Genomic DNA, 26,037 nt, shown 5'->3' on the forward strand with positions numbered 1-26,037 from the left:
CTACTTGCCGTAGCCGCAGTTACTTTGCGGCTTGCGCTAGCTGAAAGGCGCAGATTCCCACAGCACTGGCCAGATTCAATGATTCGATGTTGCCGTTGCCGGCAATGGTAAACGCGTCGGCGTTTGTATCTGATAGTGCCTGGGCAGGTACGCCCCGCGCTTCATTGCCAAACAGATAGCACGAGTAGTTCCCAAACTGTTTATCTGTTATTGGAGCACCGTTAAGGTCGAGGTAGGCGAACTTTGCAAAGCGGGCCTGGAGTTGGCTTAGCGAAACGTCCAGCTCGACCGGCAGATGAAAGATGGCGCCCATACTGGCGCGAACTGCCTTGGAGTTAAACGGGTCGACGCTGTTAGGGCTTAGTAACAATCGAAAGCCACCAAACCAAGCCAGCGAGCGTAAAATGGTGCCCAGATTGCCAGGATCCTGAATTTCATGCAGGTAAATACAGCGCTCGTTGGCGTTTTTTGGCGCATTATTATCGCTGGCCGGTAGCGGCACTCTGGCTATAACACCTTGCGGCGTTTTAGTATCGCTGAGGGATGCCATCTGGCGCTCGGTCACCGATACCACCTCAAAGCGAGCGTCCAGGGTTACGCCCTTTGATTGCCAGACATCGGTAACGTATACCGTAATAGGCAACGCCATCAGCGGCGATCGCTGCAGCTCCTGAATCAGGTGCTCACCTTCCACCAGATAATAGCCAAACTGCGAGCGGTACTTCTTTTGATGCAGTTTTTTTACGTCGTCTAATTTCATGATGCAGGCCGTTCCGGATCGATAAGGGGCAATAGGCGCTCTCATAGGCGCGTGCTAAGATAGAGCGCATTGTAGCCTGTAATAACCATGAAGTCAGGCGGCCCGGCAAAGTTTGTTGGCGCAGCCGGATTTGCAAATGGCTTGGGCATGATTACAATAAACGCCGATTTCCCACCAGTCACAGCAGAGTAGATATGGCCCGCTCAAAAACCAGTAAAAAATGGATGGAAGAACACGTTAACGACCCTTATGTGAAAAAGGCGCAAGCTGATGGGTATCGTTCCCGGGCCAGTTACAAGCTGATTGAAATCAACGAAAAAGACAAGCTGTTTGGCCCCGGCAGCGTAGTAATGGACCTCGGCTCTGCGCCGGGCGGCTGGTCGCAGATCGTCGCGCCGGTAGTGGGTGAAAACGGGCGGGTGATAGCATCAGACATTCTGCCTATGGATAGCATTATCGGCGTAGACTTTATTCAGGGCGACTTCACCGACGAAGCGGTATACGACCAAATTCTTAAGGTGCTTGGCGATGATCAGGTGGACGTGGTGGTTTCGGATATGGCGCCTAACCAAAGTGGTGTAAAAACTACCGATCAGTATGCCTCGATGTACCTGGTTGAACTGGCGCTCGACATGGCCAGAAACGTGCTACAACCCAGCGGCAGCTTTTGTGCGAAAGTGTTTCAGGGCGTGGGTTACGATGAGTATGTTAAAGACGTTCGTTCATCCTTTAACAAGGTGGTAGTCAGAAAGCCCGCAGCATCACGCCCCCGTTCCCGGGAAGTCTATTTAGTCGCCACCGGCTTTAAGGGCTGATAGCCAGCTCCGCTGGCGTTTAGCGTTCCAGTAACGGTAGTTTTTCTGGCACGCCATTCCAGCAGTCTGCATCCTCAGGCGGCGCAATCACTTCCGTAATATTTGGCCACTGCTGACTAAGCTCGGCATTAATGGCCAGATAGGGTTTTTGCGCTTCGGTTAACTCGGTATCCTGAATAATGGCCTCGGCCGGACATTCCGGTACGCACAGCGCGCAATCAATGCAGATGGCCGGGTCGATAGCCAGAAAGTTAGGCCCCTCAAAAAAGGCGTCTACCGGGCACACGGCCACACAGTCGGTATATTTGCATTTTACGCAGTTGTCGGTCACTACAAAGGTCATGATTAGTTGGCGCGTGAGTCAATGTGTTGGCAATTATAAGGGTTCTGCAATCTGATCTAAAGACAAATGGCCACAATGGCTACCGGATTGCCGGCAACTGCATTAAACTATAGCCGCTCTGACAGACAGGCTGTCCGGCGAACCAGGATCCTCCCTCATGTTACGTTTAACCGATATAAAACTTCCCCTCGATCACGACGACTCTGCACTGGCTGCCGCGATTGTCAGTAAACTGGCGATTGCCGCCGATGACCTGTTAAGCATTAACGTGTTTAAACGGGGTTACGATGCGCGCAATAACCGGGATATTCAGCTGATCTACACGGTGGACGCAGAGGTAAACGGCGAGGCGGATTTGCTGGCCAGGTTTGCCAAAGATACCCAGGTTCGCGTCACCCCAGACATGACCTACAAATTTGTTGCCGAGGCCCCGGAAAATCTGATTCACCGCCCGGTAGTGGTGGGGCTTGGCCCGTGTGGGATCTTTGCCGCGTTGATCCTGGCGCAAATGGGCTTTAAACCGATTGTGCTGGAGCGTGGTAAAGCCGTGCGCGAGCGCACCAAAGATACCTTTGGCTTTTGGCGAAAGCAGCCGCTGAACCCGGAATCCAACGTGCAGTTTGGTGAAGGCGGCGCCGGTACGTTTTCAGACGGCAAGCTGTACAGTCAGGTGAAAGACCGCAAGCATTACGGTCGCAAAGTCCTACATGAGTTTGTTGAAGCCGGTGCTCCGGAAGAAATATTATATGTCAGTAAGCCGCATATCGGCACGTTTAAGCTGGTGAGCATGGTAGAGAAAATGCGCCAGCAGATTATCGATCTCGGCGGCGAAATTCGCTTCTCTACCCGGGTGGAAAAACTGGATCTGGACGAACAAGACGGCCAGTACAGCGTGAAAGGACTACATTTATCCGACGGCGATTATCTGGCGTGTAAACAGGTTATTCTGGCTCTCGGGCACAGCGCTCGGGATACTTTTCAGAACCTCTATGAGCAGGGCGTTTACATTGAAGCCAAGCCATTTTCCATAGGCTTTCGCATTGAACACGAGCAGAGCATGATTGATCGCTGCCGGTTTGGTGATAATGCCGGTAATCCTATCCTGGGCGCCGCAGATTACAAACTGGTGCATCACTGCAAAAATGGCCGTACCGTTTACAGCTTCTGTATGTGCCCGGGCGGTACTGTGGTAGCAGCGGCGTCTGAACCCGGCCGCGTGGTCACTAATGGCATGAGTCAGTACTCCCGACATGAGCGTAACGCGAACAGCGCCATTGTAGTGGGGATTACGCCGGAACAGGACTACCCTGGTCACCCGCTGGCAGGCATTGAATTACAGCGCCGTCTTGAGGAACTGGCGTTTAAAGCCGGCGGAGAGAATTACAACGCCCCCGGACAGCTAATTGGTGATTTTCTGGCTGGCAAACCCAGCGCGGAGCTGGGCGAGGTTACCCCATCCTATACACCAGGTGTTACCTTAACCGACCTGAGTAAAGTGGTACCGGATTATGTTACCCAGGCTATTCGCGAGGCGATCCCGGCGTTCGACCGCCAGATTAAAGGCTTCGCGAAAGCCGATGGCACACTCACAGGTGTGGAAACCCGCACCTCCTCACCAGTATGTATTAAACGGGATAAAGACTATCAAAGCGTTAACGTTAAGGGCTTGTATCCGGCCGGTGAGGGTGCAGGTTACGCCGGTGGTATCTGGTCGGCAGGTATCGACGGAATCCGCGTTGCCGAAGCCCTGGCCCTGGCGTTTGAGAACCAGCAATAAAAATTAACTCTGACCCCATTATTTTAGTATTCACAGGCCACTCAGATGGATAATAACAATAAACCGGACTCTATTGACGACGCAAATTCCGTTGGTGCGCTTGCGCAGGTACGCCGTCACCGGTTATTACAAATATGTGGCGTTAGTGCATTGGGGTTATTGGTATCAGTACTGATAGCCAGAGGGATTGCAGTCAGTATTTTTCTGACCGGGTTAATTTCTCTGGTGGCCGCGTTTTTGCTGGCTTATAAGCATAAAATCCAGGCTTCATCGTTTGTCTTGTTAAGCGCAATGTCGGCCATGTTATTTGCTCTGGCGCTGGTGGGAGCGGGCCTGTTTTACATTGCTATCATCGGCTATCCCTGTTTGCTGATATTCGCGGCGCTACTGGGCGGAGTGGGGCTTTTTAGTGCGCTGATAACGCTCACGCTGGTGACCACCGCCGCCAACGAACATGACCTGAATCAGATGAAGAACCTGTTGCATGGCGATGAGGAATTCATCTCTGCCGATGCTGGATATCAAGGCGCAGAGAAGCGTGAAGAACTTAAAGAAAAGGATGTGGAATGGCTGATTGCTGAGCGTCCTGGAAAAGTTCGGGCACTGAAAAAGCATCCCCGCAAAAACAAAACGGCCATCAACATCGAATATTTAAAAGCCAGCATCCGAGCAAAAGTTGAGCACCCGTTTCGCATCATCAAATGCCAATTTGGTTTTATCAAAGCTCGCTATAAGGGACTGGTGAAAAACGACAGTCAATTGGCTATGTTATTCACTCTGGCGAACGTGTTTAAAGTTGACCAGATGTTGCGACGACAGCCAAGATCTGTCTAGAATCCGGGAATAGCCCGAAATAAGGCCAAAATCCTGCCTAAAACGGCGGCATATTGGCCTAAACTGCAAAATTAGAGTTTAAAAATTAGGCAGGTGATGCTGCGGCTTAACTAAGCGTTAAACTGCAGGACCTATTCGCAGTTTCCCTAACTGGCTGGGGACCGATTACCATTGGCTGCTGCGGATGCAGATTATCTAAGAATTTAAAAGTGGAATGAGATGACAACTGTCGTAAAAGATGAGGCCACTTCCAAACCTGGTAAGCCCCCGGTTATACAATCGAAATATCAAAGAGGGTGCTTGCCTGATAACTGATATCGCCTTTGTCAGAATATTAAGTCGGTTCGTATTCACATCTAAAAATGGTACCAGAGGCCGGGTTTGATTGGATTGATACTCGGTCGGCGCAGAATTAGTCACCTGCGGATTTCGAAAAGTGAGTGTTTATATTGAGCTTTTAATTCAGATGCTTATAGTTCTGTATAGGCGTTGTGCAAATTCTTTGTTCGCGGTTCCGGTGTAATAAAAATCTGGTTGAATGGACAGTTGTGATTAATGATGTCTTACGACAATCTAAATATGTCAGAGTGCATAGTATAAATACTGACTAATTGATATCCAATTGACTGAAAAGAAAGGTATACCTATGAAAGAACTTACAGTAAGTGAATTAGAGCTAGTTAATGGCGGCATAGAATATTCAGAGGGCTCCGGATGGGTAGTGGCTACGGCCTTGTATGCTGCAGCAGTTGTGGCTACCGGAGGGGGAGCAATAGCTATAACCGGCGCACTATTGGCATTTGCACAAGCGTCAGCAGCGTTAGAGTAGTTATGAGAAAAGAAGTGATATATTTCATAGTCTTTATCGCTTTTCAGGTTATTTATGCAATACGTACTTCACCATTTGATTTTACTAGTGGTCTGTTGCTTTCCCTGGGTCTGATTTTCTCATTGGTGTATGTAAAATATGAACTCTTGTCAAATAACCGAAAGACAGATGAGTAAAGCCTCTTATTGGCGAACCAATGCAATTAGCATGTATCAGGTATAGTAAAATTCAGGCAGACAGTCCGATGATTGTTTGCCTTTTATATGAGAGATAAAAAAGGATGGGATAATAAATAAAACGAGATGAGTGCTGCTCCCCCGTTTATGGGGTAAAGCCTAGAGCCGAGCCTGCACACCTAAGAAGTGTTTGGTACCAGAGGCCGGACTTGAACCGGCACAGAGTCACCCCCGGCGGATTTTGAAAAATTAGTGTTTAGAATAATTACTTTAAATCAACTGGTTGAAGCTGCAAGAAGTGACTTTGCAAATTCTTTGCATGGTATAAGTTTTCTTACTGAGCGATCACTCACTACTTTTCTAGATTAATGAATGCTCTGTCGAAGCTAATTATAGATTGGTAAAGTGAATATATTATGCGCATAATATGAATGTAACGTGTGGAGGTGTTTATGAATATTACTCTCGGCTCAGAGTTTGAAAAACGTATCAATGAGAAAGTGGCCTCAGGTCTTTATACCTCAGCGAGCGAAGTTATCAGAGATGGCCTTAGATTCTGAGCTATCCCCACGAATAGTAAAATAAAGTCAAAGAGTTAGGGAACATTCATGGCATTTGGTGATCAGATCTTTCGCCAAAAAAAACCAACACAGAAAACACCATGAATGCACGCTCTATATTGAACAATCTTGTCTCTTTTGTCAGCCATAAAATGCATAAAACCCGCAAACAGGCCGTTGTCGCCTGTGTGCGAAGCTTGATTGAGAGCGGTTCGGCCACTGTGACCAGTATGGGGCGCGGTATCCGTTCCAATGCCTATGAGAAACACCGTATTAAGCGGGCTGACCGGCTGTTATCTAATGGTCACCTCCAGCGTGAAGTACCGTTTATCTATGCAATGATTTGCCGGTTATTTTGTACCTGTAAACATCCTGTCATTGCCGTTGACTGGTCAGATTTGGATAAGTGCAAAAAGCACTTTTTACTTCGCGCCGCAATTGTCGTTAAAGGGCGGCCTATTACCCTTTATCAGGAAGTGCATGATAGAAAAGCCAGTGCAAAAGCGACTACACATAGAGACTTTTTAGAGATATTGCACACGCTCTTACCGGATACCTGCCAGCCCATTATTGTCACTGATGCGGGCTACAAATCGCCGTGGTTTCGTGAAGTGCAGGCATTGAGATGGCATATTGTCGGACGTGTGCGAAAGCCACATTCATATTCGCTGGATGGCGGTAATGAATGGCAATCTATCGCTGAGCTTTATCTAAAGGCTACAACACGGCCCAAGCGATTTGATAACGCGCTTATCGTCAAGTCACGACCTTTTGCCTGTACCTTGGTGTTGGTTAAAGAGAAAGCGAAAGGTCGACGAGCGTTTAATGCCAATGGCTCGCGCCAACGGGATACCAATTCATTGAAATATGCTGATGGCGCAAGAGATCCGTGGCTACTGGCGACGTCATTGCCCTACCATCGTCACTTATCTAAACAAGTCATCGATATTTATCGCCAGCGCATGCAAATAGAAGAAGGCTTTCGGGATATGAAAAGCACGCGCTTTGGTCTGGGGTATGAAAATAATCGCAGCACAACCAAGACACGCATTACTGTTCTGGTCTTGCTTACCACACTGGCTTCGTTAGTGGCTGTACTGTTGGGCATGCTATTAGTTGTCAGTAACAAGCATCGACGCTTTCAGGCAAATACCGAAACAAAATCCGTACTATCCTTTCACTTTCTTGGCTTGAGAGCTTTTAACACCTCAATGCGATTTACCCTGCATCAGTGGAAAAAGACGATCCGCTGGCTTGATGAACTCACCGCTGAAGCTTGCATGAGCAAGATTACATGCTAAATTCGTGGGGATCCCTCAGCCTTAGATTGCTTTTCGAAAAAGACGTACTAAAGCAGCAACAATTGGACATCTTACGAGAAGAGGTAGGGAAAGGTTTCCAGCAATTATCTGAAGGTAAAAGCTCAGATAAATCAGCATTGGACATCTTTGCTGAAGTAAGTGGCCAAGTCGATGGCAAGTTATAAGCTCTCCGAACTTGCAGAAGATGATCTGAGACTAATAGCCATCAAAACCATTGAAGCTTGGGGACATAGTCAGGCTGAAGCGTATATCTTATTGCTGCATGAGGCCTTAATTAAGATTGCCAATGCGCCAGATATCGGAAAGAGAAGACCAGAGCTTTCTGATAATGCGCGAAGTTTCCCAATTCAAAAACATATGGTTTATTGCGTATTCTGATGTTCTCGATCGCTGATTCTGGCTAGCCCGATCAACTCTATTCCGGTCATTCGATCACAGACTTTTTCTTCACCACCCGATCAGTCTTTTATGCTTGTTAACTTCTTTTAATTTTAAAGAGGAAACAAGTATGTCAAAACCTACTGACATAGAACGCGTTAAAGCGGTTCTCTATCTTAAGCTTGATGAAAACCTCAGTAACCGGGACATCGCCAGGAGACTGAATGTGGGGGCTGCCACTATATCTGATATTCTCGGTAAATTCAGAACCCTGGATTGTGGCTGGCCGTTACCTGAGCATGCCTCCGATCAATGGCTACATCAGTCACTTTATCCTGACAGGAAAGCGGGCCGTATTAAACCTGATTATGGCCTGATGGATATTGAACTGCGGCGTAAAGGTGTAACTAAACTGCTGCTCTGGGAGGAATATCAGGCTAATTACCCTGATGCTTGCTATAGCTACAGCCAGTTTTGCGACAATTATCGTGAATGGAAATCCCAGCAAAAGCGCTCGATGCGATTTACGCATAAAGCAGGCGAGAAGCTATTTATCGACTTCTGTGGGCCGACATTACCGATTGTAAATCCCGGCACCGGAGAAGTGCGTAATGCCCAGGTCTTTGTTGCGGTACTGGGCGCGTCAAACTACACCTTTGCGATTGCCACAGAAAACCAGAAGCTCGAAAGCTGGCTGGAGGCGCATGTGGCTATGTTTGCCTTCTTCGGCGGCGTGCCGCAATTGCTGGTACCGGACAATCTCAAGTCAGCGGTCACCAGAGCCTGTCGATTTGAACCTCAGTTGAATACAGCTTACCAGTCATTAGCGAATCATTATGGCTGCGCCGTGATGCCTGCAAGACCTCTGAAGCCAAAAGATAAAGCGAAAGCAGAAAATGCCGTACTCATTGTGGAACGATGGATAATGGCAAAATTGCGGCATCAGGTCTTCCATACCTTATCAGGCCTTAATGTTGCTATTCGGGCGTTACTGCATGAACTGAATCAGAAACCATTCCAGCGATTACCGGGAAACCGACAAACCTTGTTTGAATCGCTGGATAAACCAGAGCTGGCCCGGTTACCCACAACACCATGGGAATACACTGAAATCCATATTGCCAGAGTCGGTATTGATTACCATGTCTTGTACAAAGACCATTTCTACTCAGTTCCTCACCTCTTTGTCGGCAAGTCAGTTGAAATACAGGCTTCTAAGCGGCTTATTCGGATTTACTACCAACGCGAGTGCATTGCACAACACATGCGTAGTGACCGAAAAGGTGGCTTTACCTGTGTTGATGAGCATATGCCTGCCAATCATCAGCATCAGAAATGGTCACCCGGAAGACTCAAGAACTGGGCAAAGCAGATCGGCCCTTCCACACTTGAAGTCACCGACGCCATTCTGCAAAGCAAACCACATCCAGAGCAAGGTTATCGGGCCTGCCTTGGGCTACTTAACCTTGCAAAGAAATACGGCGAAAGTCGCCTGGAACAAGCCTGTCGCCGGGCTATTGATATAGGTAATCCCTGTCGAGCCAGCGTGAAATCGCTGTTGCACACCCACCTTGATAATGCCCCGAAAGTGGATGACGTTGAAACGCCCAATCTCACTCATCACAACATCCGCGGCCCTAAATATTACAAATAAGGAACTCAAATGAACGATCTACTCATCCAACAATTACAGCAACTGCGCATGACAGGGATTGCGGATATGTTAAAACAGCAACGCGCTCAACCCAACACCTACTGTGAATTAGCCTTCGAGGAACGGTTGTCCCTGCTGGTTGACCATGAAATGAACCAAAGACGGACAAACCGCATCAACCGACTTCGTAAACAGGCACGACTCAGGTTAAATGCAACACCGGAAGAACTGTCATACGACAATGGCCGCGGATTACAAAAGCCAAGAATGGCCGATTTATTAAATGGCGGATATCTTAGTCATCATCAGAATATCATTGTTACCGGAGCCACAGGTGGCGGTAAAACCTATGTAGCTTGTGCGCTTGGTGAACAAGCGTGTCGCCAGGGAATACGTGTTGGTTACTGGCGATTACCACGATTAAACGAGCACTTACACATCGGTCACGCTGATGGCAGTTACACCAAGCAGCTAGCAACGATAGCGAAACAACAGCTACTGATCCTGGATGACTGGGGACTGGAAAAACTCACCGTCAAACAGGCAACAGACTTACTGGAGGTGGTAGAAGACAGGCACGGCGTAAGTAGCACCATCATCTGTAGTCAGCTACCTGTAGAGCAATGGCATTCAATGATAAGTAACGGCACGGTTGCCGATGCGCTACTAGATCGCCTCATCCACAATGCTCACCGGATAACCCTCACTGGGGAGTCAATGAGAAAGCAACAAACCATGAGGTAAATACCTGTGGCAGACTGCGGTCTGCCACAACTACTGATCGGGCAAGCCATAATACCAGTGATCGGGTGTATCAGAATTGGGGTGATCGAGAGGCCGGAATTAGTGATCGGGAAATGCCTAATACGCAGTTTATTACTGGCCCTCAGCACAGGGCATCGAAATCGCCAGAATACTACATCAACGAATGGTGTTGATTGGCACCAATATGGAGCCAGTTCATTTGCACTTAATGGAGCCACTATATTGGCAGCTAATGGAGCCACCCTATTTGCACCGTAATCGATCCACCTGATTAGCGGCGTAATGGATCCACGTTGACCTGATTTTCCCCTCAAACTTCTGTTTAACTCGCGTATCGTTGACTGTTTTTCAGTCAGGAGAATACGCCTGGCAAACCGGAGGTTTGAAATGTACCAATACCGACAGATCCTCGTTCGAATGCGAATGGGGGAATCCAATCGTGCTATCGCCAATAGTGGACTGATGGGACGCAAAAAAGCACAAGCGTTGAGAGAAAAGGCAATTCTGCATGGCTGGCTGGATCCCGATGCTGTTTTGCCTGATAACGATACGCTTGCAACTGTTCTTGAAGAAAATTCTCAAGTCCTGATTAAAGGCTCTTCTGTGGCTCCTTATGCAGATAAGATCACAAAGTGGTATGAGCAAGGGATCCAGGGCACAACCATCCATCAGGCATTGGTGGATAAATATGGCTTCACAGGAAGCTACTGGTCGGTGATCCGCTATTTAAAAGTCCTCTCTGAGAAGACGCCGGCCCCGACAACCGTCATGGAGTTTACGCCTGGCGATGCTGCACAAGTAGACTTCGGTGCAGGGCCACTGATTGTGGATACCCGGACCGGCGAGTTACGCAAAAGCTGGATCTTTGTGATGACGCTAGCCTGGAGTCGGCATATCTACGCCGAATTCATTCGCGATCAAAGCACCGCCACCTGGCTGGCCTGCCACCGTCGTGCATTTGAATGGTTTAACGGTGTGCCTAAACGGGTCGTTATAGACAATCCTAAATGTGCCATTACCAAGGCCTGCTATCACGATCCTGAGGTTCAGCGCGCTTATGGTGAATGTGCTGAAGGCTATGGTTTTTTGATTGCACCATGCCCTGTACGTGACCCGCAGAAGAAAGGGCGTGTCGAGTCTAATGTTAAGTACATCAAAAATGGCTTCGTACCGCTAAAAGAATTTCGCAGCTTAAGCGACGCCAATGCACAGCTTAAACGTTGGTTGCTGTCAGTCGCCGGTAATCGTAAACACGGCACCACGAAATGTCAGCCACTTGAACGTTTTACTGAGATTGAGCAGGCATTGCTTAGTCCGTTACCGGAAGTGCCGCCAGAGCAAGCCGTCTGGGCTAAAGTAAAGGTACACGGTGATGGGCACGTACAGTTTGAACACTGTCGTTACTCAGTACCTTACACTCTGATCCGAGAAACACTGTGGCTGAAAGCCAGCGATACCATGGTGCGTATCTATCAAAAGCATGAGCTGAAAGCCAGGCATGCCCGAATGCATCATCAGGGTGGCCGCGCTACGGTGCCTGAACATCAACCGCCCGCCGCGCAAGCCTACAACATGCAGGATCCGCAGTATTGTTTAACACAGGCGCAGCGGATTGGCGACTCATGCCATGTGTTTATCAAGCGTTTGTTTGCCAGTCGCGTACTGGACAACCTACGTGCTGCACAAGGTGTTGTGGGCCTTGCCAAACGCTACGGTGACAAACGAGTTGAAGCCGCCTGCTTACGCGCACTGACCTTCGATAATGTCCGTTACAGCGCCGTTAAACAGATCCTTGAAAAAGGTCTGGACCAGCAACGAGATGAATCGAGCACCTTCGATACGTTAAGCGATGCTTATACTGGCGGTGGCCGCTTCCACCGAGATCCCAACAAACTTCTCCCTCACTAAAGCAAGGAAAAACAGATGATCAACCCGATCCCCGAACTCACGCCATTACTGAAACAACTACGCCTCTCTGGTATGACGGACTCATTAGCGATGCGCAATCGTGAGGCCATTGAACATCAACTCAGTTATCCCGACTTCCTGGCTTTACTGGTACAGGATGAAGTGGCAAGGCGTGATCAGAAAAAGTATGCCACACGTCTGCGTCGTGCCGGCTTCAGAGGTAATAAAACACTGGAAAGCTTCGATCTGAACGCTAACCCCAACCTGAACCGCGCTTATATCAATGAACTGGCTGATTGCCGGTTTATAGATGAACATGTGGCGGTACTGATCGCAGGCCCGTGCGGCACGGGCAAAAGTCATCTGGCACAAGCCATTGGGCATTGTGCTGTGCAGCAAGGCATAGATGTACTGTTCTTCACGCAGGCGAAACTGCTTGCGAACTTGCATGCAGCCAGAGCCACGAACACCTATGAGAAACGCTTCCAGACATTAGCCAAAGTAGACCTGCTCATCATTGATGACTTCGGTTTAAAGCCTCTCAAATCCCCTCAGGATGAAGACTTACACGACTTAATCGATGAACGATATGAACAAAAATCAACGATCATCACCAGCAACCTGGACTTCAGCGAATGGGGTCAGGCCTTCCCGAATAAACTGCTTGGCGCTGCCACGCTTGATCGGCTCAGACACAATGCTTATCGACTGATTCTGGAGGGGGAAAGCTATCGAAAATTACGTGAGCACAATGATCAGACTGGACGGGGAGGAAAAAGCGAGAAATAATCACCTTGTTTGAGGGGTAAAATGACAGTTTAAAGTGGCTCCATTAGCCCGCAAATGGGTGGCGCCATTAGGGTGCCAATCGACAAATGGATGATATATCTGCGTTTGAATAGAAAATAAGACACAAAAAAACCGACTCACGTCGGTTTATTGATGCACACCTAAGAAGTGTTTGGTACCAGAGGCCGGACTTGAACCGGCACAGAGTTACCTCCGGCGGATTTTGAAAAGTTGGTGTTTGAAATGTAAGCGATCAATATAGACCCGGATCACCCCATTTTATCTAAGTCGCTCGTTAATTTTTTGTCCGCGAATCTCTCTTTCCAGACTCTTGGCGTCAGGTCGAGTACGTCTTTGGCCGGATGCAGTGCTACACGCTGCAATACATCCACGAGGTAATGGTAGGGATTGACGCCTTGCAGGCGGCAAGTCACCATCAGGCTTTGTAGTATACCCAGTTGCTCAGCCCCAAGTTCAGACCAGCAGAACAAATAGTTTTTTCTGCCCATGGGAATAACCCGCAGTGCCCGTTCCAGATGATTGGTATCCAGGGGTAACGCCGGGTTACTCAGGAACACCTTGAGTTGGCTCTCCCGCTCATGCGCATAGTGAAGCGCCTTGGCGAAGGGGGATTTGGGCAGTAAATCGGTGCGCTGGCGTTGTTGGTAGACCCACCGGAAGAACTCAGTGACTAAGGGTTCGCTGTGTTGTTGCCGGTAGGTATGGATATCAGCCAGGTCTGATTGCTTATCCCGGATGTGTTTTTCATGCCGGTAGAGCGTGGCGATGATATCCAGTGCCTGTTGCGCTGTTTGCGGCTCACTGTCGAGGGCTTTTTCAAAGCCTCTGCGCATGTGTACCCAACAGGCAGCGTGCACTATCTTTTGTTCGTGTTGATTTAATTGTTCAACCGTTTTGGTGTAAGCGGCATAGCCATCTGTGAGCAAGGTACCGGTAAAGTCCTGTAACTGTGCTTTGGCGTGCAACATGCCCCGGCTGTGACTCCAGGTAAACGCCACCTCATCACTGTCACCGTACATCGGCCAGAAGTAGGTTTGTTTCATTTGCCCCGGTTTTCGGCCAGCCCCTTTGGTACGCCCGGCTTTGATGGGCACTTCATCCATCATCAGGATTTTGCTTTGCAGAATGTGCTGCCACTGGGCCTTGGCGATGGGCCGAAGCAGCTCAATGCCTTGTTGTATCCAGTTGATTAGGGTAGCCCGACTAAGGGTAATGCCGCTATCGAGCATCCGTTGATGTTGCCGGTGAAGCGGTAAGTGATATACCGCTTTATCCACCATCAGCCCAGCGAGTAGTGAGACATCGCAGTAACAGCCTTCCAGTACATTGGTAGGAGCCGGGGTATCCTTAAGGGTTTGCGTGGTTTTATGACGCACGACCTGACGACGATACACCAGTACCACATAACTGCCGGGCTGTTGTGCTAAGCGACGGGTTTCTTTGATATCCACGACATCATACTGGTCGGCATCCGCCCCCTGTAACTCAGGCGCAGGCACATCAATAATCAGCTGAGGCACCGTCTCATCAAAGCGTAGGCCGTCATCATTCACATCCGAGTCGCGACGTTGCTTTTGTGAGGAACGGGTATGGGCCTTCACCGGTTTGGTGTCTGCCGGTAAGGCGTGTGTCTCACCCTCATCAAACAAACTGCTCTGCGCCGGATTATCCACTAACACCTTTTCAGACTTACGCCCGAACAACTGGCGTTTAAGCCAGTCCAGTTGATGCTTGAGTTGCGCAATCTCCTCAGCTTGATGAGCAAAGGCAGCCTCAATTTCAGACGGTGAAAGGTGACTAATAGAATGTGTTTTCATGGCGTAAATTATAACAAAATCAGTCAATTAAATCGCCTGTTTTGTTTGTCTTTTTGCCAGTAAATGCCATCAATCAAACACTGTAACTGAGCACTGTTTAATGGTGTTTTTGCTGTACCGTCAGTGACTTTGGCGAAGGTGCCTTTTTCTAACCGTTTACTCCACAAACAATAACCGCCCTGGTAGTAATACAACACCTTGAGCTGGGTACGGCGCTTATTGATAAACACAAACCAGTCACCACAATGCGCTTGCATCCCCAGTTTGCCCTGTACCAGTGCCGCCAGCCCATCAAACTGTTTGCGCATATCGGTATTACCGGTATACAGCCAAATACGCCCATTGGATAAGGGTAACATCAGGCAGCCCGGTTCATCCGCAGCACCACACCACCGGGTAATGCCAGTTCAATCTCCCAGACAGAGCCTGCGCTCTGGTTCGCACTTGCTGGCATATCAAAGGCAAGCCAGTTATCTTGCTGCGCAAGCGATTGGCTATCATCGCTCAGTTTTTTACGCCACAGATAGAAGTTTGATACTGTTAACGCATGCTGTGCACAAAATTCACTGACCGACAGTTCGCTTGCTGCTTGCTTATCAACCAATACCTGCCATTGCTCGCGTGTACGTCTTTTTGTTGCCATCGATTAAGTCTCCGTGAGTAAAATCTACGGGGACCATTTTACGGGGTAGCTCCGCCGGGAAAAGACGGTCTAAATTGATCGCTTACTTTGAAATAATCATTTAAAATCAGCAAGTTAAACTGTAAAAATGACGCTTTGCAAATTCTTTGCATGACTAACAGCTTTTTGCATAGAAAATGCTTAGTGCCACTTTACCCGATTCTCCCTCCCCCTGTACATGAAGCCCCAAACAAAGGTGATGAGGTTTAGGTGGAATCCCTTTCTATCAGATTCAAATAAACGGTGTGTTTTGATCTGAAATTCCATGCCATAACAAATAAATTGATGTTTATTGAAGACGCTATGATTACTGATGCCGCACGCATTCGATTAGAGTAAATGACGTTTTTTATCACCGGATTCATATGTGCCAAGAAATCAGTTCGGTAAACAGAGGCGTAGCTATGATTTCTTTGGAAAATCCATTTGTATTTTCATCGGTGCTTTCACGTTTTTCAATTAGTCCTACTTGCCATGCAAAGTCGAACCAGAAATGAAAAATATACTGGGAGGGAAATTCTATCTTTGAAAGCTCTGACAACGGATCTGCTTGATCTGGGAAAGCCTGCTCAAAAAGTACCTGGTATTCTCGGTAATGTCGCCATTCAGTGCCAAGATGACGAAGCATATACAATGAGTAACCTATACTGAACTGATAGAATGCACAATCGCTCTCATTACCACTAATATACGCCCAGTTGTACTCAGTAGCATACGTTTTAAACAGTATTTGATAAAGTTCAGTCGCAGCTGTGCTATCACCTTGCTGTATGCGCTCATAAAGTTGCCATGTTGATTTCAAAGGCTTCCAGCGCCCACCGTGTTTACGAATTAATTTGGCAATCAACAAGATGCTGCGAACTACATGTAGGTTAATGAAATCGTCTTCTCTATTTATTTTGGAAACGATAAAGCTAGGAGCAAACTCTTTCATATAACTATCGAATAGCGACCGGCATAAATTGCGGGGCAAATTTCCATTGGCGGTGCACTTAACTCCATCAGCCCCTAAAGCTCCTATTAAATTTACAGCTAACCAATAAACAGGGGCTGATGTAAATTGGGTAACATTCGAAAATTGCCAGCTAAGTAAATCACTGGATTCGAAAGGCTCAGTAAGTAGCTTGTGAGTTTGGCTTGGTGTGAGGTTAAGCATATCAGTATTCGGTGAACTGTTATGCTCATTCATATAGTTCTCAACAAATGCTTGGGCATCCTCAATTGAGTCAAATTGCTCGTTGGCCATGGCTTGTGATATTGCCTGATTGAGTTCAGTGGCAGGATTTGAGGTTTTCTCTTTTTCTGCATAGAAATCGGTAATACCAAATCCTGGAAGCTCTTCTATCTCTCCGTCTTCAAGCGCTTTTAATAATATCAGGTTATTTTCAGCTAACAGGTAATCCGGATCAATTGCCAACGCTCGATGAAACGCACGTTTTGCAGACAAGTGATCGCCTAAATACATCTGACAAATTCCCAAATTGCCGCAGCTTTGTACATGCTCAGGCTGGCTTTTTAACAGTAGAGTAAAGCAGTTTGCCGCTTCACTGAACTTATGACTTTCTAACAATACAACACCTTCTTCAAAAATTTCGGCGTCTATAAGGTACTGTTCTAAAGTGAGGTGTTCGGGAAGTTGTTCTCTTATCGCCTGGAGATGGAGTCTGGCAGGTTCATATTGATGAAGTTCTTCCGGTGACGCACTGTCCAGCGCATTTTGAAAAGCCGCTAAAGATTCAGCAATTGAGCCAGATTTTTCGGCACAGAGTCCAAAATTAAAGTATACAAAAGCAGGTGCGTAGCCACTGTTTATTGCTTGCTTAAAAAACAAATAACCATCGGTATGATCGTTATCGATAAATACAGCTGCTAGCCCTTGAAGCGCAAAGCAAACAGGATGTCGGGGGAATTTCCTGACCGCTTTTTTTACAATGAGTCGGGCAAGTTTATAATCTTCGTCATCAATGGCATCAAAAAATGCGTCAAGCCGCATCTCTAATTTCGGGAAATCTTTATCAAACTTTGTCAAGTAAGTAGTTTTGAATCACTGAATTAATATAAGAAGCATAACATGCAGAGTTTCCAATCTTGAAGCCGAATTGATTAAATAAATGTTCCGGTATAGGCAAATCGTGAAAATATGGCGATTCACTCGGAAAACTAACCGTTTCGTTTTTCGTCTATCGGTCTATAATAGGTCTATATTTAGACCAATAGAGATTGTCATGAAAACTCAAACTGTATCTTACATGAAGGAACATGCGAATCATCTGGAATTGGATAATCCCATTTTGGTCACGCAAAATGGCAAGCCAAAGTATGTTATTCAGGATGCGAAAGACTACGAAGAACAGCAGCAAACTATAGCATTATTAAAACTCATTAATTTGTCAGAACGCAGTGCGCGACAGAATGGGCTATTTGATCTGGATGAAGCATTTGACGACGATTGAATACAGCATAAAAGTGACACCGGTTTTTAAACTTTGTTTGAAAAAACTGAATGCATTTTTAACTAGAAAATTTAATCAGAATGTTGCTAGCGAGACCAAGCAAGCTATTAAATCAAAAGTTAAGTCTCAACTCTCTGGAAATCCGTATTCTGCGCCTCATAGTGACAGGCTCCTGGAACTAGGATTAACTGAATACAGACAACTTCTTGTCGATAGTCATAATGTGGTGTTTTATCGAGTCGATGAGTCTACAAAGACGATCATCCTTCTTCTGGTTATTGATTCTAGACAAGATCTGAAAAAGCTTTTGTTTGAAGTTAACTTGCTCGTCTGATTTATTCTAAATTAATAGAACAGGATGAATACTGATCCCTCGTTTACAGGGTAGAGCAGAGCTACAGAAAGACGCTGATTTCAGGCACAAAAAAACCGACTCTCGTCGGTTTGTGTTCACATCTAAAAGTGGTACCAGAGGCCGGACTTGAACCGGCACAGAGTTACCCCCGGCGGATTTTGAAAAATTTGTGTCTTTGTTAGTTTAATTAAACCAACAGGTTATAAATGCGAAAAGAGACTTTGCAAATTCTTTGCACATCTAAAATTCCATTTTCCGCTTTACTGCTCTGCATGATGATGACTAACAGTCTCATGTGCAAATGCATTTGTCCTTAATTTTATAATCCAATAAATCATTGTGCCGAGCACAAAAACCACGGGTGCCAGTAAATATCCAATGTTCTGTAATGCCTCAGGAAGATGTCGTGCCTGGCCTAGGAAAAAAGCGGCAGTGGACATTAATAAAGGGAAAAACATACGCCACAAATGTCTGACTAATCGACTCTTTCCATTTAGTCCACCACGCTTCAAATAGCGAGCATCACCAATACAACAAAAAAGCATGACGCTGCCGAAAACCAGATAAGCTTGAATACCAAATCCGCCCAACTGCCCTCCTTCTACCTCACTTGCCTGATAGGCAAACCAAGCAAACCCCGACGTTATCAGAAGAACAAAGGCAAATAGTATTTTATCCCAAACATTGGTGTTTCTTGGAGGTTGCCACATGAGATTTAGGGCGGACAACACGAAGTAACAAAGTACCAATCCATTTAGAATTGATAGAGGTACTTCTCTCGAAACTGCGATGAATGTACCGGTCAAACCAAGTGCAAGCATTGCGATCACATAGCTCCTGCCTAGGTATTTGTGAGCGGTTCCTCCTTTCTTAGTTACAATCACTGAATACCCAGCTAAAAGCGCTACGGCACCCGAAAAAATATGAAATATGAGTAGCGAGGAAAACATAAATTGAGACCTCTCGTCCTAGCTAAATTGTTCGATATTGTTTCTGCTACTTACTTGAATACTTCGAAATCCGAAAAGGATTAAGTAAATAGGAACAATAAGCTGAGTAAGCGCAAGGGGAGCCTGAATAATATTGGGAATCGATAAGGCAAAGAAAGTGTGGCCTACCGCAACAAGCTGCAACACTACTGCCATCAAAGCAAAGCCGGCCAAAAGAGATGGAAGCATTTTGGCTCTCAGCATCAAGCCATAGAAAAAAATCAAACTGAAGCTAGACATAAATATGGAAATGAAGTGCGCTTCATTTCGCCCCGTGGCAAGCACTTCTTTTAAGGGCGTTAACGTCGAATCATTTGATGCGTCATTGATAAAATCGGTAGATGTTAAGAAGGTGACATATTCTGCGAGCCTGGCGTACTCAACGGCACAAAGTGCAATCCCAGCGGTAGCAAAAACAATGATAGGGACAAAGATCTCAGTATGTTCAATCACCCTCTCTTTTGGCAACAACAGAGCGAAAATCAAATTAAGTGAGCTTATAAGTAAAGCTACTAACGTCGCACAACCCAAAATGAAAGTGAGTTCTTCAGAAGTAGCTGAACCGTCAAAACGCAATATTGGTTTAAGAAAATGAAAGTTCAAAATCAGGCCCATGGCCATTTGAATCAGCATTAGGCTGGCTAATATTTTTGCTGCGCGACTATCTGAAAAGAGGTTTGTAGTTGACATAGAAAGCTCCAATCAATTAATTTCAAATTGATCATACTTTCTTCTCCTACCTTGTTGGGTAACATAGTGTAACAATCAGCCGTAATGGTTTGTTTTTACTTTTTTGATGATGGAGTATTACATCTAGCAAATGGATTAATCGTTTTGTATGACTAAGATATTTATGATTGATGACGACGAAGAACTGACAGCCAACTTACGCGTGTTTTTCAAAAATCATCATTTCGAACTTTGTTTTGCCAATGATCCTCTTGAAGGTCTTGCGCAGTTAGAAAAGGAGGAGCCTCGACTCCTGCTGCTGGACGTCATGATGCCAAAAGTAGATGGCTTTTCTTTATGCAAACAAATCAGAGAAAAATACGCTTTGCCCATCATTATGCTTACTGCAAGAGGTAGGTTGGAAGACAAAGTCCACGGCTTTGAAATAGGAGTAGACGACTATTTACCAAAGCCATTTGAGCCGTTGGAATTATTAGCGAGAGTTCAGGCCTTACTGCGCCGAACCGAGAGTGAAGAAAAGGCAGAATCTAATGTAAATGAACACATTCAGTTTTCTGGCTTGGACATTTATCCAGCACAGCAGTTAGTGAAAGTAGATGGTGCCGAGATATCACTTTCTGGAATGGAATTTCTTTTGCTTCATACTCTGGCAACAAATCCAGGAAAAGTATTTAATCGAGAACAAATTACGGGCGCTCTCAAAGGTGTGGAGGTAGATCTTTTCGGACGTGCCGTCGACATCTTACTTAGTCGACTCAGGCAGAAGCTAGAAGACTCCGCAGCATCCCCTAGATTTATTAAGACCATCAGGGGTATTGGATACACCTTTATAGCGACTCCCATATGACCCTACCCAACCTAAACCTGTACTCCAGATTTTTCTTACTATTCACTTTCACAACTATTTTGTTGGTCATGTTGGTGGTGCTTGGTAGCTTTGCCGTATCTGAAGAAGAAGCACAAAAAATTGTTGAAGATCGCAATGAAACGCTGCACGAAATGATGGCAAAACTGGTCTCTGGTCCAATTGATATCGAGCACCTCAAAACAGAAGCAAAAAGTAATCGCGTTGCCATACAAATACATCGCGGAAATGAGGTCTGGAAAACAGGCGAGTCTCTTCCGGAGCCATCTGAATTGATGGAAAACGCCATACCTCTGGGTAAATTGTTTTTTTCAAAAGTAGGCTCGAAATACTTTATATTTACATCATCAAACGAAACAACCATTGCCGTAACTTCACAGATAGCGAATTTAATTATCTATCCCAACTGGCTGGTATTCTGGCCCTGGTTAGCAGTCCTGTGCGTGCTGGTGGTCAGCTACAAGATGTTGAATGCTCAATTGAGTCCAATTAAAAGTGCCATCGACAGTGCGACACACATCAGTCGCGGTAATCTCAAGTATCGTATTGTTCGTCATCCTCGAAATGATTTAGGTAAACTGACGCACGGCTTAAATGGAATGGCGGAAAATCTAGAGGAGCTGTTTGCTTCCAAGAATGAATTATTGCTCTCTGTAAGCCATGAATTGAGATCACCTATGGCCAGAATGAAAGTGTTGCTTGCATTACTGAGCAAAGATGAGACTGTTTCAAAGCTCAATCGTGAAATTAATAAAATGGATGACATTGTAGAGCAATTACTTGAGAGTGAACGCCTGCGAGACCCCCAAAAACTTCTAAATCTGGAAACCTACTTCTTTCCCAATGTCTTAATGGACATCATTGGGAGCTTTGATAACGCCGAGAACATTAGTTTGGAAGGTTCTCTCCCTGAAATAACCATAGATATTGACATTGGTCGTTTTAAGTTTTTGGTCCGGAATTTGATTGAAAATGCGCTCAAACATTCAGACTCTGCAAGTCCGGTATTAATTAAGTGTAGACGAGAACAGGCCAAACTTTTCATTGTCGTACGAGACTTTGGTTGCGGGATCGATGCCAACTTTTTGTCAAAGATCTTCGAGCCTTTTTCTCAGTCAGATGATATCAATAACAGAGGAAACCAAGGTATTGGTTTGGGGTTGTTCTTATGCAAGCGGATCGCACTGGCTCATAACGGGGATCTAACGGTAAAAAGCGAATCAGGTAAAGGCAGTGAGTTCACCTTTTGGTTGCCAGTGACCAGCTTAGATTGAAAAACACATGCGTATTATAACGATGTGAATACTGATTTCTCATTCAAGGGGTAGAGCCATTATGCTATGTTTCAGACACAAAAAAACCGACTTTCGTTGGCTCAGTTTGCATAGTGGTACCAGAGGGTCAATTCCTTGTGAAGATTGATTAACTTCACAAGGAATTGACGGGGAGTGTAGTGGCAAACCGGCACTGACAGTTTTTGCGTGTCCAAAATCTGATTTATTAGCTCTATCAATACGTCAGTATTTGCAAGAGAGTGCAGGTAGTTTGTCACCACCTGCACATGTGTAAACACAGTATTACGGGATCAATTGTTGGGCATAATCCTGCCACTGAGCTATGGTGAACTCTGTTTCTTGTGACACATCTTTTGCTAATACGCCTACCAGTAATTCTTCACCTTCGTTGACTTCCAATGGCTCTAAGTTGAGCGTTAACGTTATCCCTCTTGGGGTTTTCACCTTCAAGACATGGGTGTTGCCAATAAAGCCTGGTGCTTGATAGCTAATAAGCTCATAACCTCGATCATCGAGTCGACAGACAAACAACCCTAATGTACTGGCCCCTTTGCCATCCAATAACCCGACATCCAAGTCGTCCATGTCTATTTGAACGCCAGCAATAGCCTGATAGCAACGCTGTTTAGTCAGTGCAATTTGCATAGATTCTGCCTGTGCCAAAGCGACCTTTCTGTACTGTTCAATGTTGGCCGGCAATGGTTGCTGAGAAAACAGGCTTTGTACCGCGCGATTAATAGTCGTCAGGCTTTTCTTATTGACGGCATAACTCGCCAGCTCCTGTTCAAACTCCTTCAGTGATGCTGTAGCTAGCTCATCCAGCTTGGTTTTATAGGCTTTGTCAAAGCGATAATTTCCCATGGCTTTGGCCTGACGCAGGGCCAATGTGACACGTTGCTGGAACTTGATTAACGATCGCAACCCTTCAAGAGTAGAGTCAAAACCTTCCAATTGATTTACTGCATCTGAAATAGCGGCCTCTGACAAACCTTGTAGTTTGGCGTGAATAGCCATCTCCAATTCTCTGGATTGACTGCCTCTCATACGCTCCCGCGTGCGTCTATTAGGTTTTCTGTCCTGTAAAAAGGCCTCTAAACCCGCTAGAGAATCTTCATAGCTGTCAAATGCAGCGATTTGCTGTTGCTCCAGCTGCTTTTTAAGACCTGCGTTAATACTGGTTATTTCATCAAGAAATGCACTTTTGTGCTCTTCACTTAAAAAAACCAAATAGGGTGCAACTTTCATCTGAGCCAATGACAACAAGCTATCTGAATTGGCGGCAAGGCTTCGGGCTTTGCTCAGTGCACGTTCAGCATCGGCAATAGCCGCTTTTCTTTTCACTAAATTACCTTGCTGATTCAACATAGTATTAATGAAGTTTGACGGAAGGTTTTGAGTTAACTTTGAACGCAGTACGCTGGCGATAAATTGATTCGCCATTACATACACCTGCCCCGTTGCTCGGTCTCCTGCTTTTGACGCTTTATGTGCCAGCTCACGACCGGCTTTATGACAAGTATTGAGATGGGTTTGCAAGGCACCCAGGTCACTCTCACTAAATTCAGTTAAGGATTTATGGAATACCGGAATAAAGTACTCATCTTCCAATGCCTTAATTATTCGATTGCCTTGATGAAAGCCCCCTCTTTCATTTCTAACCCATTCATAGCCTTTTTCTGCCCAGGGGTAAACCTGAATACAATCCGCTTCATTTGCCAGCGCGTGGTTGGATAGTGACAAAGAGAAAAAAATAACAGCTAGCTTTGATACATGGTTTTTCACTATGCCGTTTTTGATGATGCAGCTTTTCATTTAACGTTCCTTTTTTTAATTTGTGGAATTGAACGTGAACCATCTTTGCCTTAGGCTTAAAACCATGCATCCGCAGCTAAACGCAGATAAGCGGATTTATACGGATTTAACGTCTTCAGGAGCAGGCAACCAGTGCCAAGTAGCAGCAATACAAGGAATAACAAAAAAAGAACGCGGCAAAGAGGCGTACGTGCATCTAGGGCGAAATTAGAACAGGCTTTGCGTCAATCAGGGTTTAAAACCCAAGCTGCATTGGCAGAAAAGATTGCTTCTATTGAAGGTATTGATTCAGCACCTAGAGATTTAGTCAGTAAAGCGTTTAGAGGAATACTCATTGAGCCTCAATCGTTGGAACGAATAGCTGCTGCGCTCAATGTAAAAGCCTACACCTTGTATCAGAGTTCAGAAGACAAGGAGCGCTCCACCTCCTTGCCTGACGAGCCAACCTCAGAAAGCAAGCCCAAGACTCGCGTGCCTTTGTACATTGGTTTGGGGTTATTGATCGTTTTTTTAGCGGGTATCGGATTTCTGAGCCAAGGCCCCTCTTCCTCCTCAACTTTCAGTTTGCCGGGCATGAAAAAGAGCTTATTGATTTACCCGCAGGATAAACGGCTTTACCTCATTGCAGAAAAGTTAAGCACTCTTTATAGCGAGCAGTTTCAAGTGACTGTCGTCCCGCTTGCTCTAAACAGCTTTCAAGAGAGTCCCTCTGATCTCATTAAGTCGTTCCAGAGTGATTGGGTTTTAATGGTAGAATCGATTTCTGTTGGCCGCTACAATGGTATCAGGCTGTACCTATCTGATGGCACTTTTGATCAAGTATTGTCGGTGGAAAATATCAGCCAGCAAGACCAGTTAGACACCTTGTATTCCACCCCTTATGTGCAAGAAAGATTAAAACAAGACACCTACCTTCTTGTTCGTACCAAAAAACCGATTGAGAGCAAAGCGATGCTGAGCCTAGGCCAGCAACGCAATTATTTAAAAGCCAGAGAGTTGATTGAAGACTATCAGTCATTTGAAGCACTAAACGAGGCACAGCACTTAATTGAGCAATTACTGCGTGACCACCCGTTTTATGGACCGGCGCATGGATTATTGTGCGAGATATCCATCCATGAGAGTTGGAGAGAAAACGAAAAAGCGCTACTGGAGCAAGCCACGAAGCAATGTCATCAAGCAAACTCCCTTTCTCCAAATAACCTTTATGTTCAGACGGTTCTTGGCTTTTTACATGATAAAACTGGCCAGCGAGACCTCGCTAGGTCGCAGTTTGAAACCCTACTTCAAGAGCACCCCAGTAATGTTGAAGCACTAATGGGTTTGGCCACCGTATATTTCAACTTGTATCGCAGTTCTGGTGATAAAGATGAGCTAAATCAAGCCTTGGGTTTTGCCCGTCAAGCTGCATTGGTACTTGAAGATTACTGGCGTCCTTTTCAACTGCTAGCAATTATGGAGTTTTATAGTGGCAACAAAGACAACGCAATAAAGGCTTGGGAATCCCAGGTTGCGATAAAGCCCAATGAATTAATTCTATCTAATCTGGGGTTTATGTACCTTTGCAAGTCTGAGTTAGACGTCGCCCAAGAAAAGTTTGAGACTGCCCGTCAATTGGCACCTCAGTCATATATGCCCTTAGAAGGGCTGTCTGCTATTCACTATTATCAAGGCGACTATCAGCGGGCGTTAGATTTAAGACTTGAAGTACAAGAGCTCATTGGTAACCAAGACGCTGGAATACATCAACAATGGGGAGATTTAGCCGAAGCATATAGACAACTCAATCGTCTAGAAGAGGCCAAAGAAGCCTCTAGAACAGCGTTAAAGATTCTTGAGCGGGACCACCTAAGAGACAACACCTCTTTGGATGACCAAGTGTATCGCCTGTATTATCAAATTCAGTTAATAGCAGACGCTCAAAATCACGAACAGTGGCTTAGCGAGCTTAAGAAGCTTAGCAATACTGAGCTCTCCCCCCCTGCTTATTTAAGAAAAGCATTGGCATTTAAACTGTTGGACGAAACGACTCAGGCAAACGTATTGCTCGAAGAAGCTGCAGAACATTGTCCTGTGTACCGGCTTTCTCCAGATTTCAGGTAATATTATTTTTGCGCCAGATACGCCTTCATTTTAATCCCCAATTCA

Annotated in this window: 24 protein-coding genes and 1 pseudogene; 16 read left to right on the forward strand and 9 right to left on the reverse strand. The window is 45.9% G+C overall.

Annotation, left to right across the window (positions count from 1 at the left end):
* Positions 1 to 19: 19 nt before the first annotated feature.
* Positions 20 to 760 carry a TrmH family RNA methyltransferase gene (locus tag AC566Q_RS04795; protein WP_499614281.1) on the reverse strand — a complete coding sequence of 247 codons (741 nt, stop codon included), beginning with the start codon at positions 758 to 760 and terminating at the stop codon, positions 20 to 22.
* A 194-nt stretch (positions 761 to 954) separates the two neighbouring features.
* Between AC566Q_RS04795 and rlmE the strand changes: the two genes are divergently transcribed.
* Positions 955 to 1,575: a 23S rRNA (uridine(2552)-2'-O)-methyltransferase RlmE gene (rlmE, locus tag AC566Q_RS04800; RefSeq protein ID WP_499614286.1), complete on the forward strand. Its 621-nt coding sequence runs from the start codon at positions 955 to 957 to the stop codon at positions 1,573 to 1,575.
* 19 nt (positions 1,576 to 1,594) lie between these two features.
* On the opposite strand, the gene fdxA is transcribed toward rlmE, so the two are convergent.
* On the reverse strand, positions 1,595 to 1,918 hold the full coding sequence (gene fdxA, locus AC566Q_RS04805; protein ID WP_499614289.1) for a ferredoxin FdxA: 324 nt from the start codon (positions 1,916 to 1,918) through the stop codon (positions 1,595 to 1,597).
* Between the two features lie 157 nt (positions 1,919 to 2,075).
* On the opposite strand from fdxA, the gene AC566Q_RS04810 reads away from it, so the two are divergent.
* From AC566Q_RS04810 to istB (AC566Q_RS04855), 10 genes and pseudogenes are all read left to right on the forward strand, one after another.
* Positions 2,076 to 3,695 carry an NAD(P)/FAD-dependent oxidoreductase gene (locus AC566Q_RS04810; protein ID WP_499614292.1) on the forward strand — a complete coding sequence of 540 codons (1,620 nt, stop codon included), beginning with the start codon at positions 2,076 to 2,078 and terminating at the stop codon, positions 3,693 to 3,695.
* A gap of 417 nt (positions 3,696 to 4,112) precedes the next feature.
* Positions 4,113 to 4,529 (forward strand): annotated as a pseudogene (locus AC566Q_RS04815) (transposase); the annotation flags it as partial.
* A 646-nt stretch (positions 4,530 to 5,175) separates the two neighbouring features.
* Positions 5,176 to 5,358 (forward strand): hypothetical protein, encoded by a 183-nt coding sequence (locus AC566Q_RS04820; RefSeq protein ID WP_499614295.1) that lies wholly within the window; start codon positions 5,176 to 5,178, stop codon positions 5,356 to 5,358.
* Between the two features lie 628 nt (positions 5,359 to 5,986).
* Entirely contained in the window at positions 5,987 to 6,094 is a 108-nt protein-coding gene (locus tag AC566Q_RS04825) for a type II toxin-antitoxin system ParD family antitoxin (RefSeq protein ID WP_499614298.1), read from the forward strand.
* A gap of 101 nt (positions 6,095 to 6,195) precedes the next feature.
* On the forward strand, positions 6,196 to 7,395 hold the full coding sequence (locus tag AC566Q_RS04830; protein WP_348681020.1) for an IS4 family transposase: 1,200 nt from the start codon (positions 6,196 to 6,198) through the stop codon (positions 7,393 to 7,395).
* Positions 7,396 to 7,566: 171 nt separating this feature from the next.
* Positions 7,567 to 7,794: a type II toxin-antitoxin system RelE/ParE family toxin gene (locus AC566Q_RS04835; RefSeq protein WP_105933342.1), complete on the forward strand. Its 228-nt coding sequence runs from the start codon at positions 7,567 to 7,569 to the stop codon at positions 7,792 to 7,794.
* Between the two features lie 130 nt (positions 7,795 to 7,924).
* The gene (gene istA / locus AC566Q_RS04840) at positions 7,925 to 9,448 is read left to right on the forward strand and encodes an IS21 family transposase (protein WP_499614302.1); all 1,524 of its coding nucleotides are present in this window, start codon (positions 7,925 to 7,927) and stop codon (positions 9,446 to 9,448) included.
* 9 nt (positions 9,449 to 9,457) lie between these two features.
* The gene (gene istB, locus AC566Q_RS04845; RefSeq protein ID WP_071979584.1) at positions 9,458 to 10,192 is read left to right on the forward strand and encodes an IS21-like element helper ATPase IstB; all 735 of its coding nucleotides are present in this window, start codon (positions 9,458 to 9,460) and stop codon (positions 10,190 to 10,192) included.
* A gap of 408 nt (positions 10,193 to 10,600) precedes the next feature.
* Positions 10,601 to 12,121 (forward strand): IS21 family transposase, encoded by a 1,521-nt coding sequence (istA, locus tag AC566Q_RS04850; RefSeq protein ID WP_499614305.1) that lies wholly within the window; start codon positions 10,601 to 10,603, stop codon positions 12,119 to 12,121.
* A gap of 15 nt (positions 12,122 to 12,136) precedes the next feature.
* Positions 12,137 to 12,910, forward strand: a complete 774-nt coding sequence (istB, locus tag AC566Q_RS04855) for an IS21-like element helper ATPase IstB (protein ID WP_276309517.1) — start codon at positions 12,137 to 12,139, stop codon at positions 12,908 to 12,910.
* Positions 12,911 to 13,179: 269 nt separating this feature from the next.
* Here istB (AC566Q_RS04855) and tnpC read toward each other — a convergent pair whose 3' ends face one another.
* From tnpC to AC566Q_RS04875, 4 genes are all read right to left on the reverse strand, one after another.
* Entirely contained in the window at positions 13,180 to 14,748 is a 1,569-nt protein-coding gene (tnpC, locus tag AC566Q_RS04860; protein WP_499617367.1) for an IS66 family transposase, read from the reverse strand.
* 23 nt (positions 14,749 to 14,771) lie between these two features.
* Entirely contained in the window at positions 14,772 to 15,107 is a 336-nt protein-coding gene (gene tnpB, locus AC566Q_RS04865; protein ID WP_126874057.1) for an IS66 family insertion sequence element accessory protein TnpB, read from the reverse strand.
* Positions 15,107 to 15,391, reverse strand: coding sequence for an IS66 family insertion sequence element accessory protein TnpA (gene tnpA / locus AC566Q_RS04870; RefSeq protein WP_499614310.1), 285 nt, complete (start codon positions 15,389 to 15,391; stop codon positions 15,107 to 15,109). Before tnpA ends, tnpB begins: the two co-directional genes overlap by 1 nt.
* Positions 15,392 to 15,791: 400 nt before the next feature.
* Complete coding sequence (locus AC566Q_RS04875) at positions 15,792 to 17,459, reverse strand: tetratricopeptide repeat protein (RefSeq protein WP_123325866.1); 1,668 nt, start codon at positions 17,457 to 17,459, stop codon at positions 15,792 to 15,794.
* Between the two features lie 196 nt (positions 17,460 to 17,655).
* On the opposite strand from AC566Q_RS04875, the gene AC566Q_RS04880 reads away from it, so the two are divergent.
* Both AC566Q_RS04880 and AC566Q_RS04885 read left to right on the forward strand, forming a co-directional pair.
* Positions 17,656 to 17,883: a type II toxin-antitoxin system Phd/YefM family antitoxin gene (locus tag AC566Q_RS04880; RefSeq protein WP_105934879.1), complete on the forward strand. Its 228-nt coding sequence runs from the start codon at positions 17,656 to 17,658 to the stop codon at positions 17,881 to 17,883.
* Positions 17,861 to 18,217: a type II toxin-antitoxin system RelE/ParE family toxin gene (locus AC566Q_RS04885; protein ID WP_241155728.1), complete on the forward strand. Its 357-nt coding sequence runs from the start codon at positions 17,861 to 17,863 to the stop codon at positions 18,215 to 18,217. The genes AC566Q_RS04880 and AC566Q_RS04885 overlap by 23 nt, the downstream gene beginning before the upstream one ends.
* A 281-nt stretch (positions 18,218 to 18,498) precedes the next feature.
* On the opposite strand, the gene AC566Q_RS04890 is transcribed toward AC566Q_RS04885, so the two are convergent.
* Together AC566Q_RS04890 and AC566Q_RS04895 are read right to left on the reverse strand one after the other, a co-directional pair.
* Positions 18,499 to 19,188: a DUF2306 domain-containing protein gene (locus AC566Q_RS04890; RefSeq protein ID WP_499614315.1), complete on the reverse strand. Its 690-nt coding sequence runs from the start codon at positions 19,186 to 19,188 to the stop codon at positions 18,499 to 18,501.
* Positions 19,189 to 19,206: 18 nt separating this feature from the next.
* A complete protein-coding gene (locus AC566Q_RS04895) occupies positions 19,207 to 19,917 on the reverse strand; it encodes a hypothetical protein (protein ID WP_499614318.1) in 711 nt (236 codons plus the stop codon).
* A gap of 148 nt (positions 19,918 to 20,065) precedes the next feature.
* Here AC566Q_RS04895 and AC566Q_RS04900 point away from each other — a divergent pair, with 148 nt between their 5' ends.
* Positions 20,066 to 20,764 carry a response regulator transcription factor gene (locus AC566Q_RS04900; RefSeq protein WP_499614321.1) on the forward strand — a complete coding sequence of 233 codons (699 nt, stop codon included), beginning with the start codon at positions 20,066 to 20,068 and terminating at the stop codon, positions 20,762 to 20,764.
* The gene (locus tag AC566Q_RS04905) at positions 20,761 to 22,056 is read left to right on the forward strand and encodes a HAMP domain-containing sensor histidine kinase (RefSeq protein WP_499614323.1); all 1,296 of its coding nucleotides are present in this window, start codon (positions 20,761 to 20,763) and stop codon (positions 22,054 to 22,056) included. Before AC566Q_RS04900 ends, AC566Q_RS04905 begins: the two co-directional genes overlap by 4 nt.
* Before the next feature lie 303 nt (positions 22,057 to 22,359).
* Here AC566Q_RS04905 and AC566Q_RS04910 read toward each other — a convergent pair whose 3' ends face one another.
* Positions 22,360 to 23,889 carry a hypothetical protein gene (locus AC566Q_RS04910; RefSeq protein WP_499614326.1) on the reverse strand — a complete coding sequence of 510 codons (1,530 nt, stop codon included), beginning with the start codon at positions 23,887 to 23,889 and terminating at the stop codon, positions 22,360 to 22,362.
* Between the two features lie 132 nt (positions 23,890 to 24,021).
* Between AC566Q_RS04910 and AC566Q_RS04915 the strand changes: the two genes are divergently transcribed.
* Complete coding sequence (locus AC566Q_RS04915; RefSeq protein ID WP_499614329.1) at positions 24,022 to 25,992, forward strand: tetratricopeptide repeat protein; 1,971 nt, start codon at positions 24,022 to 24,024, stop codon at positions 25,990 to 25,992.
* Positions 25,993 to 26,037: the final 45 nt, after the last annotated feature.

It is taken from the genome of Alteromonas sp. H02, assembly GCF_059682525.1.

Bases quoted from the DNA above. Each gene is read 5' to 3' on its own strand.
- AC566Q_RS04795 (WP_499614281.1), bottom strand. From the start codon at position 760: ATGAAATTAGACGACGTAAAAAAACTGCATCAAAAGAAGTACCGCTCG.
- rlmE (WP_499614286.1), top strand. From the start codon at position 955: ATGGCCCGCTCAAAAACCAGTAAAAAATGGATGGAAGAACACGTTAAC.
- fdxA (WP_499614289.1), bottom strand. From the start codon at position 1,918: ATGACCTTTGTAGTGACCGACAACTGCGTAAAATGCAAATATACCGAC.
- AC566Q_RS04810 (WP_499614292.1), top strand. From the start codon at position 2,076: ATGTTACGTTTAACCGATATAAAACTTCCCCTCGATCACGACGACTCT.
- AC566Q_RS04820 (WP_499614295.1), top strand. From the start codon at position 5,176: ATGAAAGAACTTACAGTAAGTGAATTAGAGCTAGTTAATGGCGGCATA.
- AC566Q_RS04825 (WP_499614298.1), top strand. From the start codon at position 5,987: ATGAATATTACTCTCGGCTCAGAGTTTGAAAAACGTATCAATGAGAAA.
- AC566Q_RS04830 (WP_348681020.1), top strand. From the start codon at position 6,196: ATGAATGCACGCTCTATATTGAACAATCTTGTCTCTTTTGTCAGCCAT.
- AC566Q_RS04835 (WP_105933342.1), top strand. From the start codon at position 7,567: ATGGCAAGTTATAAGCTCTCCGAACTTGCAGAAGATGATCTGAGACTA.
- istA (WP_499614302.1), top strand. From the start codon at position 7,925: ATGTCAAAACCTACTGACATAGAACGCGTTAAAGCGGTTCTCTATCTT.
- istB (WP_071979584.1), top strand. From the start codon at position 9,458: ATGAACGATCTACTCATCCAACAATTACAGCAACTGCGCATGACAGGG.
- istA (WP_499614305.1), top strand. From the start codon at position 10,601: ATGTACCAATACCGACAGATCCTCGTTCGAATGCGAATGGGGGAATCC.
- istB (WP_276309517.1), top strand. From the start codon at position 12,137: ATGATCAACCCGATCCCCGAACTCACGCCATTACTGAAACAACTACGC.
- tnpC (WP_499617367.1), bottom strand. From the start codon at position 14,748: ATGAAAACACATTCTATTAGTCACCTTTCACCGTCTGAAATTGAGGCT.
- tnpB (WP_126874057.1), bottom strand. From the start codon at position 15,107: ATGTTACCCTTATCCAATGGGCGTATTTGGCTGTATACCGGTAATACC.
- tnpA (WP_499614310.1), bottom strand. From the start codon at position 15,391: ATGGCAACAAAAAGACGTACACGCGAGCAATGGCAGGTATTGGTTGAT.
- AC566Q_RS04880 (WP_105934879.1), top strand. From the start codon at position 17,656: ATGAAAACTCAAACTGTATCTTACATGAAGGAACATGCGAATCATCTG.
- AC566Q_RS04885 (WP_241155728.1), top strand. From the start codon at position 17,861: ATGAAGCATTTGACGACGATTGAATACAGCATAAAAGTGACACCGGTT.
- AC566Q_RS04890 (WP_499614315.1), bottom strand. From the start codon at position 19,188: ATGTTTTCCTCGCTACTCATATTTCATATTTTTTCGGGTGCCGTAGCG.
- AC566Q_RS04895 (WP_499614318.1), bottom strand. From the start codon at position 19,917: ATGTCAACTACAAACCTCTTTTCAGATAGTCGCGCAGCAAAAATATTA.
- AC566Q_RS04900 (WP_499614321.1), top strand. From the start codon at position 20,066: ATGACTAAGATATTTATGATTGATGACGACGAAGAACTGACAGCCAAC.
- AC566Q_RS04905 (WP_499614323.1), top strand. From the start codon at position 20,761: ATGACCCTACCCAACCTAAACCTGTACTCCAGATTTTTCTTACTATTC.
- AC566Q_RS04910 (WP_499614326.1), bottom strand. From the start codon at position 23,889: ATGAAAAGCTGCATCATCAAAAACGGCATAGTGAAAAACCATGTATCA.